We start from the raw sequence: 1,783 nt of genomic DNA, 5'->3' as shown, positions 1-1,783 counted from the left end.
CTTCATAGGTGCGGCGCTGCGATTCCTCAAGCGCCTTCATCATCGAGCGCGCCACCCAGCGATTGGCCTCGTACACGTCGCGGCGGATTGCCACGGTGTGCATGATCGGGAAAATTTTCGTTTCCTTGAAGTAGTTGCGCTCGACTTGCTCGTAATCTTCGAAGAGGCGCTTGACCTTGCCGCCACCCTTGAGAAAGCTCGACGGCATGCGTGCGGTGTAAAGCGCGTCGATTTCACCGTCCAGCAACATCTGCGCCAGTGTTTGCTCGGGACCGATGCGCTCAACCTTGATGTTGGATGGCAAATCAAGCTTGATCTTTTCAGAGCGGCCGGGTTCTTCTTCGCCGCCGGTGAAATAGGTCACGCTGTCGACGGGCACGCCGTAGTGGTCGGACAGGATGCCGCGTATCCACACCGGCGCCGTCATCTGGTACTCGGGGTTGCCCACGCGCTTGCCTATCAGGTCTTTGGCTTCGCGAATGCCGGAGCTGGCATTCACATAGATGCAGGAGTGCCGGAAAAAGCGTGAGGGAAACACCGGGATCGCCACAAATGGCCGGGACTCGTTGAACATCGAAACGGTGTACGACGAGAGCGACATTTCCGCGGCATCGAACTCCTTGTGCCTGAGCATGCGAAAGAAAGTTTCCTCTACCGGCATGTTCAGGTAGTTCAGGTCGATGCCATCGGGCTGCACGCTCCCGTCCATCAGGGCGCGGGTGCGGTCGTAATTCCAGCAGCCGAAGGTCAGTTTCAGTTTGGACATGTCGCGGTGTGTTCCTGAGAGGGGTTATTCTGGCTTGATGCCGGAGGCGACGATAGCCTTGGCCAAGCGTTCGTTTTCGCCGAGGATGGCCTTGTTGTAATCAGCTGGGCCGCTGCCGATGGGCTCGATCCCCGCATTGTTCAGCGTGGTAATAACTTCCGGCATCCTGGCGATCTGCGCCATCTCGGCGCTGATGCGCTCTATGGCGCTGGCCGGCGTGCCCGTGGCGGCCAGCACGCCCACGATGGGCGCGAAGTCAAAGCCCGGAATGGTTTCAGCAATGGCCGGCACATTGGGCTCCTGGCTGGAGCGCTGGGCCGCATTGTTGGCCAGCAGCCTGACCTGCCCGGCCTTCACAAAACCCGCCAGCGACGGCAGCGCCGAAAACAGCACGTCGACCTGTCCGCCGATCAGCGCCGGTACCGACTGGCCCGTGCCCTTGAACGGCACATGCGTGATTTGCAGGCCCAGCGACGCTTTCAGCGCTTCCATGGTCAGATGGTGTGTGCTGCCAATGCCCGAGGAGCCGTAGTTCAGGGTTCCCGGTTTGGCCCTGGCAAGCGCGATGAACTCCTGAAAGGTGTTGACCTGCACTTTGGGATGAACCGCCAGGTACAGCGGTGCACGCGCCGCAAGCGATACCGGCATGAAGTCGCGTTTGAAGTCATACCCCAGGTTCTTGTAGATGGCGGGGTTGATGGAGAACATCGAGCCGTCCGTCACCAGGAAGGTGTAGCCATCTTTGGGAGCTGTAGCCAGGGCCTGCGCAGCCACGACACCGTTGGCACCGGGCCGGTTGTCGACCACCACCGACTGGCCTAGCCTGTCACCCAGCCGCTGCGCGAAAATTCGCGCCACGGTGTCGGGCAGGCCGCCGGCCGCGTAGGGCACCACGAACTTGATCGGCCGGCTTGGGTAGGCGCCCTGCGCGGCCGCGGACATCGGCAGCCAGGTGCCGGCTGCCAGCACAGTACCGGCCCATAAAAAGTGAAGAAGATGGCGACGCTGTTTCATGAA

Annotated in this window: 2 protein-coding genes; both read right to left on the bottom strand. The window is 61.1% G+C overall.

From position 1 onward, the window contains the following. Positions 1-766, bottom strand: a 766-nt coding sequence (locus tag AC1D0Z_RS20860) for a substrate-binding domain-containing protein (RefSeq protein WP_477660072.1), incomplete at its 3' end; no start/stop codon positions are given. 24 nt (positions 767-790) lie between these two features. Then, positions 791-1,780 (bottom strand): Bug family tripartite tricarboxylate transporter substrate binding protein, encoded by a 990-nt coding sequence (locus tag AC1D0Z_RS20855; protein WP_477660073.1) that lies wholly within the window; start codon positions 1,778-1,780, stop codon positions 791-793. Positions 1,781-1,783 lie beyond the last annotated feature (3 nt).

This window comes from Polaromonas sp. P1_E3, assembly GCF_056405935.1.
Note: the sequence above shows the minus strand (reverse complement) of the source record. Positions and strands in the feature narration are given on the sequence as shown.

Excerpts from the sequence above, each read along its gene's own strand:
- AC1D0Z_RS20855 (WP_477660073.1), bottom strand. The coding sequence starts at position 1,780 with ATGAAACAGCGTCGCCATCTTCTTCACTTTTTATGGGCCGGTACTGTG.